This window comes from Candidatus Thiosymbion oneisti, assembly GCF_900092655.1.
Lineage (GTDB): Bacteria > Pseudomonadota > Gammaproteobacteria > Chromatiales > Chromatiaceae > Thiosymbion > Thiosymbion oneisti.
Genome location: NZ_FLUY01001833.1, coordinates 1 through 8597, shown reverse-complemented (window position 1 = coordinate 8597; position 8597 = coordinate 1). Strand labels below are relative to the sequence as shown.

General features: G+C 52.4%; 9 protein-coding genes. 8 read left to right on the top strand and 1 reads right to left on the bottom strand.

The window, feature by feature from the left end; translation table 11 throughout:
• Positions 1-244 precede the first annotated feature (244 nt).
• Positions 245-760, bottom strand: a complete 516-nt coding sequence (locus BQ17_RS19585) for a SixA phosphatase family protein (RefSeq protein WP_089730019.1) — start codon at positions 758-760, stop codon at positions 245-247.
• A 298-nt stretch (positions 761-1058) separates the two neighbouring features.
• On the opposite strand from BQ17_RS19585, the gene BQ17_RS19580 reads away from it, so the two are divergent.
• The 8 genes from BQ17_RS19580 to BQ17_RS21175 all read left to right on the top strand — a co-directional run bounded on the left by BQ17_RS19580 (position 1059) and on the right by BQ17_RS21175 (position 8517).
• A complete protein-coding gene (locus BQ17_RS19580; RefSeq protein WP_089730017.1) occupies positions 1059-1724 on the top strand; it encodes an ankyrin repeat domain-containing protein in 666 nt (221 codons plus the stop codon).
• A 40-nt stretch (positions 1725-1764) separates the two neighbouring features.
• Positions 1765-2052 (top strand): hypothetical protein, encoded by a 288-nt coding sequence (locus BQ17_RS19575; protein ID WP_089730015.1) that lies wholly within the window; start codon positions 1765-1767, stop codon positions 2050-2052.
• Positions 2053-2860: 808 nt separating this feature from the next.
• A complete protein-coding gene (locus tag BQ17_RS19570; RefSeq protein WP_218068363.1) occupies positions 2861-3817 on the top strand; it encodes an arylsulfotransferase family protein in 957 nt (318 codons plus the stop codon).
• Positions 3808-4035 (top strand): hypothetical protein, encoded by a 228-nt coding sequence (locus tag BQ17_RS19565; protein ID WP_089730012.1) that lies wholly within the window; start codon positions 3808-3810, stop codon positions 4033-4035. Before BQ17_RS19570 ends, BQ17_RS19565 begins: the two co-directional genes overlap by 10 nt.
• A gap of 68 nt (positions 4036-4103) precedes the next feature.
• Entirely contained in the window at positions 4104-5426 is a 1323-nt protein-coding gene (locus BQ17_RS19560; RefSeq protein WP_141699395.1) for an arylsulfotransferase family protein, read from the top strand.
• Between the two features lie 298 nt (positions 5427-5724).
• Positions 5725-7098 (top strand): arylsulfotransferase family protein, encoded by a 1374-nt coding sequence (locus BQ17_RS19555; RefSeq protein WP_089730008.1) that lies wholly within the window; start codon positions 5725-5727, stop codon positions 7096-7098.
• A 19-nt stretch (positions 7099-7117) separates the two neighbouring features.
• Complete coding sequence (locus BQ17_RS19550) at positions 7118-8161, top strand: sulfotransferase (protein ID WP_089730006.1); 1044 nt, start codon at positions 7118-7120, stop codon at positions 8159-8161.
• A complete protein-coding gene (locus tag BQ17_RS21175; protein ID WP_141699394.1) occupies positions 8161-8517 on the top strand; it encodes a hypothetical protein in 357 nt (118 codons plus the stop codon). Before BQ17_RS19550 ends, BQ17_RS21175 begins: the two co-directional genes overlap by 1 nt.
• The last annotated feature ends 80 nt before the right edge of the window (positions 8518-8597 follow it).

The following is an 8597-nucleotide window of genomic DNA, read 5'->3' as shown; positions in this document are numbered from 1 at the left end:
TGGATTTAGCGATGTATCCGTTCCCAACACAGGTGTTGCGGCCAGGGGAAAGCGCCGTCGCCGCGGCGCGGGTGGAACCTAAGTACCCGGATTCCCGGCCAACGCCGCTGGTATCCCCCGTGGCTGAGGTTCGATGTGGCCGCGCCGCTTTGCCGGCGCACTCCAAAGCAGTCCGGAATCCATAAAGAGCCTTTTGGTTTACTCACGGCTACCAGGTATCAGCAAACGGACGGGATGCCTGGGGTCAATCCACGAGGTTGCGCGGGCGGGTAATGGTGAGGAGCTGGGCGCAGCCCCAGGTCAGGGTGCTCCAGTCGTCCGGCATCTCCAGCCGCGCCAGGGTGGCGGTGGGGAGCAGCTTACTGTCTGCCTGCCGGTCCAGCTCGTCGCCGGCAAGATAGAGCACCAGCTCCTCCAGCCCCGGGTTATGCCCGACCAGCAGGACGATCCGTGCAGTGGGGGAGCAGCGTCCCAGCAGGTGCACCAGGTCCTGGACATCCGCCCCGTACACCTCATCGTGCCACTGGATCTTCTTTTTTTTATAGTCCATCGACTTGCAGACCTTCTCTGCGGTCTGACGGGCCCGTTGCGCCGGTGAGCTGATCACTAGGTCGGGGACTAGCCCCTCCCGGTAGAGCCATGCGCCGACGCGCGGCGCGTCCTTCTTTCCCCGCTTGGCGAGAGGGCGTTTGAAGTCACCGGCGTCGCCCGCGCTCCAGTCCGATTTGGCATGACGAAGGATTAAGAGCTCGCGGGGCATATGGGAAGAGGGCTCGGAGCGATGCAAAAAGGGCAACCAAAGGTTGGCCGGTGATGAAGTCCGGATCCTTATGTAACATATTCGCAATATTTCGCAAGCCCGATGATGGGGTTGCGGCCGGCCCGTAACCCGGAGCGAACCTGTATGAATCCCTGAAAACATGGCCCTGTAGTTGTGTTTTCGGCAAGCTTTAATACGCGCTCGCCTTGCTGTTCGGGTCGAATGGTTGCGGCGGCCTTGCCCCAAGACTTACCATGCAAGACCTGCGTTCCAACCCAAGCTCCGAAATCAAGACCAAATGTCCCCTGTCCGTGTCCCCGCCGCCCTCGCGCTCGCGGCCCTGTTGCTCGCGGCCTGCGGCGAGCCTCCGCCACCGACCATCAACCTCTACCGCGCCATCCAAGGCGGCGATCTGGATCAGATCAAACGCCACATTTACTGGGGTACGGACATCGACCGGGCCGATCCTCGGGGTGAGCTGCCCCTGCACGCGGCGGTCCGGCGGGGGCGTCTCATCATCGTCCGCGAGCTGCTGAAGAACGGCGCGGACCCGAACGCGACGAACCAGGCGGGAGAGACCCCGCTGCAAGTTGCCCTGGTCGCGGGTAGGACCCAATTGGCCGCCATACTCATCGAGGCAGACGCAACGGATGACCCCCAGGCGCTGTTGTTCATCCTCGTCCGAGCCGGCGTAGACGACCGGGACTCCCTGGCGTTCTTGACGCGGCGCGGGGCGGATGTCGATGCCAAGGACCAGGCGGGTGCCACGCCTTTGCACATCGCCGTCGGCGACGGGCAGCGGTTGTTGACTAAACGCCTGATCGATCTCGGTGCAAATGTAGACGCCCCGGATGGCGACGGAAGGACGCTCCTCTCCATTGCGATCGAGAACGGCAACCAACCGATCATCGATCTGCTCGAGCGCTTCGGCGCCCGGGCCGAACCGGCAACATCCACGCGCTGACATCTAATCCGGACACGAGAAAGACAAGGGGGATATCCGAATGGCGGAAACGGTAGACGAGCTCACAGTCAGCTACAGCGAAGGAGAAACCGAGATCGTCCAGGAGCTCGACAAAGCGATCCTGTCCAAAGGTAGCTGGGCCACGGTGCTCTTCCGCTATCGGGAGTGGGATCGCACCAAGGAGGTCTATGGCCCGGAGAAGTACAGCATCCGCCGCTATCAAAAGCGCGGCGGCGAGTTCCGCCAGCAGTCCAAGTTCAACATCTCCGGCAAGGCACAGGCGCAGGCGTTGATCGAAGCTTTGCAGAAGTGGCTCGATGGGCACTAAGGCGATTCCGCATCCTGATCTATCACGACAAGCGGTCAGCCGGATCCCACAACCAACGCCGGTAGTGGTAAATTCATAAGTGTTAAAGTAGAGCGATTCATCTTTTTGATCCCCTCTCCCCAACCCTCTCCCGGGGGGAGAGGGGGCATGGCGGCCAGTGCCGTTGGTCATGTTCCAACTTAGACATTAACCACTACCCCAACGCCAAATAATCCAGGACCGCGCCCGAGACCGGCACGGCGCCGAACGTGGCGTAACGCAACCCGACGCTCGAATCCATTTTAACCAGACAGCTTCTTAATGGCCTTGAGCCGCAACCCGGCTCCACTACCCTGTCGTGGTCGGGACAGACCCATGCAGGCCCACCTCGTACATGAAAAAGTACCTTCCCGTTTTTGGAATTATCTGGCTGGTTGCACTGGCCTGTTTTATCTGGGGCGCTGCCATGGTTTACTATGACATATTTCCATACCGCCTACTTATGCCTCCTTTTAGACAAGTAATTGCATTTTGGAAGGGACACCCGGCCGATAATAGGTCATTGGTACAACGACTCCAGGATGAGCTGATATTGAATCCTTTCGCCTTCGCCATGAACCCGTTACCCTTTCCCATGCAACTCCAGTTTAGACCTGTAGATACCTCTTCCTATCGAGGGCCGAGCATAGGGTACCTCGATCAGGCTCGGTATTATTCGGATACCAGCCGGAAGGAGTATTTTCTCATTTATGGAGGCTTTATCTCCGAGGATACACATTGGGCGGCCATTCTGATCTCTACGGAAGGCCGAGTACTACGAGGTTGGTCCATGAAGCCCCAGGAATATAGACTGATAGATGGTGGTATCGGTCTGGCAATTTCGAAGACCGGAGATTTGGCAACCAATACCTATGGTGTACTGATGAGTCATAGCTGGTGCGGTGAAAAGAAGTGGGAGGCCAAGCAGACAAAATCACCCGCGTTAGCTGGGCACGAGATCCCTTACTCCGATACGATATACCATCATGATATCACCTATCACGAGGGAAGGTTTTACACCTTCTATGGGCAGGAAATCGTGTCCGTAGACGAGAACACGGGAGAGATCATAGAGCGAATACACATATTGGAACTTATTCGATCGGCAAGAGATCAGAACCTGGCTCTCTTTGATCCGAGATTCAGGGATGTGGTACTCTTCTATGATGTTCATAGGATGAACAAAAGCAACTGGCATAAAATAGTGGTTCCGGATCCCTTTCATCCCAATAAGATTGATGTTCTATCCCGGGACCTTGCGGATAGCTTCGATGACTTTGAAGCAGGAGATCTGTTGATCAGCTTGCGAAATCTGAACTTGGTTTTCGTATTCAGACCCAAGACATCCAAGATCCTGTGGTATCGCTATGGCCTCACCTCGTACCAACACGATCCGACCTTTCAGCGGGGCTATATCGCCGTCTTTGATAACAACCCACTTGCAAACTCAGGGCCTAGCTCACGAATCGTCACACTGGGAGTGAGGGATCATACGCGATCGACTTTGTTTGATCTGAGAATCTGGGGTATAAGCATGCGCATACATGGAAACTTTGAGTTTGATGATGATAGCAACTTATTGGTGGTATCAGATGACAACAATGGGCGTGCTGTGGTAGGCTATCTATCAGGTAAGCCGATATTTATCTTCGAAAACAGGGTTGAGTCGGGAAAGAACCTTCGGCTGAAAAACATTACCCGAGTATCTCCACACCAAGTTGAAGAATGGAGCGCACGATGCAATTAATCATCTGGAAATGGGTTCTTATTGCCTCATTAATCGTCTATCCGATGGTCGGCCTTACCTATGTCGGCCCCGGGTTGGGCGTAGGCGCCCTTGCGTTGATACTGGGTATACTCGGGTCTGTATTGCTGGCCTTATTCACCATCTTCTGGTACCCGCTCAAACGTATGTTGCAACGTTGGAAGCAAAAACAGACCGGAGAAGATGCCGACACGAAGTGAAAAGGTATTTCCCCGTTTTTGGAATTATCTGGCTGACTGCACTGGCATGCTTCATTTGGGGCGCTGCCATGGTTTATTATGATATATTTCCACACCACCTATTTATGCCCCCTTTCAGACAAGTGATTGCGTTTTGGAAGGGACACCCGGCCGATAATAGGTCATTTGTACAACGACTCCAAGACGGGCTGGTGTTCAATCCTTTCGCCTTCGCCGTGAGTCCGTCACCCTTTCCCATGCAACTCCAGTTTAAACCTGTCGCTACCTCTTCCTACCGAGGACCAAGCATAGAGTCCCTCGATCAGGCCCGGTATTATTCGGATCCCAGCCGGAAGGAGTATTTTCTCATCTACGGGAGCTTTGCCTTCAAGGATACACATTGGGGGGCCATTTTGATCTCCACGGAGGGCCGAATAGTACGGGGTTGGTCCATAAAGCCCCAGGAATCCAGATGGCTGGATGGTGGTATCGGGTTGGCACTGTCAAAGACCGGAGACTTGGCAACCAATACCTATGGTGTATTGACGAGTTATAGCTGGTGCGGTGAAAAGAAATGGGAGGCCAAGCAGACAAAATCACTCGCGTTAGCCGGGCGCGAGATCCCTTACGACTATAATGTGTACCACCATGATATCACCTATCACGCGGGGAGGTTTTACACCTTCTTCGGGTCGGAAATCGTATCTGTAGACGAAAACACGGGAGATGTCATGGAGCGAATAGATCTCGTGGAGCTTATTCGGTGGGCAAGAGACCAGGACCTGGCTATTTTTGATGTACATTTCTCAAGGCGTATCGTCTTCAAAGATAAAGATCTGAACAAGAGAAATTTCAACTCGTTAAAGGTTAAACTAGCTAATTCTGGTCATCCCAATAAGGTTGACATTCTATCCCGGGACCTCGCGGATAGCTTCGATGGTTTTGAAGAAGGGGATCTGTTGATCAGCATGCGAAACATGAATTTGGTTTTCGTATTCAGACCCAAGACCTCCAAAATCCTATGGTATCGCTGTGGCCTCACATCGCTTCAACACGATCCGACCTTTCAGCGGGGCTATATCGCCGTCTTTGATAACAATCCATTTGCGAATTCAGGGCCTAGTCCACGGATCGTCACCCTCGGGGTGAAGGATCACACGCGATCGACTTTGTTTGATCTGAGAACCTGGGGTATAACGATACGTATGGGGGGAAACTTCGAGCTTGATGATGGTAGTAGTTTATTGATGGTATCAGATGACGACAATGGGCGTGCCGTGGTAGGCTATCTATCAGGTAAACCGGCGTTTATCTTTGAGAACAGGGTTGGACGGGGAAAGAACCTCCGGTTGAAAAACATTACCCGCATATCTCCACGGAAAGTTGAAGAGTGGAGCTCACGATGCAATTAGTTATCCGGAAATGGGTTCTTATTGCCTCATTAATCGTCTATCCGACGATCGGCCTTACCTATGTCGGCCCTGGGTTAGGTGCAGACCAATGCCATTAAGTTAAGCATTACCGGTCGACAAACAAGAGGAGAAACGACGCATCACGCGAATCCGCGCGAAATTGTCATCCCGAACCGAAGGGAGGGATCTTGTTCGCGCCGATGCGCGCGCTTCGTGGTTTTCTTTTCCGCATCCTGATCGACCACGACCAGCGGTCAGCAGCTAACCTAATGGCATTGCGATCCAACCCACCTTGCACATGAAAAGGTATCTTCCCGTTTTTGGAATTATCTGGCTGGTTGCCCTGGTCTGCTTTATCTGGGGCGCTGCCATGGTTTATTACGACATATTCCCATCTCGCCTTCTCAAGCCCTCCTTCAGGCAAATCATTGCGTTCTGGAAGGGACACCCGGCCGATAAGAGGTCAGTTGCCCAGCGATTCAAGGACGGGCTGATGTTCGATCCTCTCGCCTTTGCCGTGAGTCCGTCACCCTTTCCCATGCAACTCCAGTTTAGATCTGTAGATACCTCTTCCTACCGAGGACCGAGCATAGAGTCCCTCGATCAGGTTCGGTATTATTCAGATGCCAGCCGGAAGGAGTATTTTCTCATCTACGGGAGCTTTACCTTCGAGGATACCCATTGGGGGGCCATTCTGATCTCTACAGAAGGCCGAATAGTACGAGGTTGGTCCATAAAGCCCCGGCAATATAGAAAGATATATGGTGGTATCGGTTTGGCACTGTCGAAGACCGGAGATTTGGCAACCAATACCTATGGTGTACTGACAAGTTACAGCTGGTGCGGTGAAAAGAAGTGGGAGGCCGATCCGATAAAACCATCAGCATTAGATCTGAGCAAGCTCCCTTCCAGTTTCTATCGTAATTACCACCATGAAATCACCTATAACGAAGGGAAATTTTACACCTTCTATGGTCCGGAAATCGTGTCCGTAGACGGGAACACGGGAGAGATCATGGAGCGAATACACTTAGCGGAACTTATTCGGTGGGCAAGAGACCAGGACCTGGCTATTTTCGATGCATTTAAAGCGCCCCCTGTCTCCGCGGGTGAATATCCGTTGCACATTACCCGGGCCGAGTTATTTCACCCTAATAAGGTTGACGTCTTGTCCCGGGACCTTGCGGATAGCTTCGATGACTTCGAGGCAGGAGATCTGTTGATCAGCTTGCGACGTCTGAACCTGGTTTTCGTATTCAGACCCAAGACATCCAAGATCCTGTGGTATCGCTATGGCCTCACGTCAAGCCAACATGATGCGACCTTTCAGCGGGGCTATATTGCCGTCTTTGATAACAATCCATTTGCGAACTCAGGGCCTAACCCGCGGATCGTCACACTCGGGGTGAAGGATCACTCTCGATCGGTTTTGTTCGATCTGAAAACCTGGGGCGTAACAATGCGCGCGAAAGGGAACTTTGAGTTTGATGACGATAACAACCTGTTGGTGTTCGCAGATGAGGACAATGGGCGTGTCGTGGTAGGCCATCTATCAGGCAAACCGATGTTTATCTTTGAGAACAGGGTTGGACCGGGAAAAAACCTCGGGTTGATAAACATTACCCGACTCTCTCCACGCAAAGTTGAAGACTGGAATTCACAATGTAACTAATGGACAGTTGGTCGGTTCAATGTATGATTTTCCATCACGGGTCCTCCATCGGTTGGCGCTGAGTAATGCGGCAATCCTTGAAACCAGTTTTGATATAGAACGAAAACTCTTCTCCAAGAAACCAATCGAGTCCATCCAAGCGAAGCATGTGTTTGTGAGTGGCCTTGCAAGGTCCGGTACAACGATGCTCATGCAGGCACTTTACGATTCTAAGGAATTCAGCTCCTTGACCTATCGGGATATGCCGTTTGTACTGGCTCCCAATACCTGGGCTAAGGTTACCAGGAGCTCTCAACGTCACAGAGATGATATCGAGAGGGCCCACGGTGATGGAATTCAAATCGGCTTTGACAGTCCCGAAGCCTTGGAAGAGGTTTTTTGGCGCGTATTCGGGGGAGATTACATACGCGAGGACAGGCTCGTAAGTGTCCAACTGGCGGATGAATCCGTTGCAGCCTTTCGTGTTTATGTCGATCTGATAAATCAAAGGTACAACAAAACGCGCTATCTCTCGAAGAACAACAACAATGTGTTGCGCTTGGCTGGATTACCGAGCATATTTCCCAACGCGATAATACTCGTACCCTTTCGTGACCCTATCAAGCAAGCACGGTCTTTGCTGACGCAGCATCGTAGATTCATCGATCGGAATCGCTATGACAGGTTTGCACAGAGGTATATGACATGGCTCGTGCACCATGAGTTTGGTAGTGATCACCGGCCGTTCGAATGGGGCGCGGCAAGCGGTACAAAACATGTTCCAACTGCATTGGAATACTGGCTGGCACAGTGGGTTGGCGTATATCGATTTTTAATGGAACAAGTATCCGAGAATGACAAACACTGTGTCTTTGTATGCTACGAACGCTTATGCGAGCAGTCGTCCGAAGTCTGGAGCGGCATTTGCAAGCTATTGGATATTCCACCGCAGACCGAGCTGACAAACAGGTTCGAAATCCGCAACGGCACCACCAAGGACGCCGAGGCTAGCAGTCTGCTCAGTGAGGCATATTCCATATACGAAACGCTGCTGATCCGATCATCGAAGCGAATATTGTCCTGATGTCTGACTGGCTCCGGCAACCTGTAATGGCCCCGGATTCAGAAGCTGTCTGGTTAAAAGCAATCCTGAATTATTTGGTGCTGTCCGGAGGGAAAAGATCCCTCCTGCGTCGGGACAAGTTTGATGTGTTGCGTTCGACGCACCAAGGCTCGTTGATCTACGGCCAGGCCGATACCGGCGTCTTAACGCAACCTAAACCAGATTCGACAGGGCGGGCCAACTGCGGAAGATCTGGTTCTTTTCCGAATAGTACAGGATTAACAGGATTAACAGGATTAACAGGATTAACAGGATATTTTCATAGTCCTTCTGATGGTGGAAACCTCCGCCTTCAGGCGGATAAACTTCCAGTTTGAAAAAGGCATGGTGCTTTAGCATCATTGTTATGAAAAACTACAGCCGAGGCAGACACACCATTTTTTACCACCGATACCAT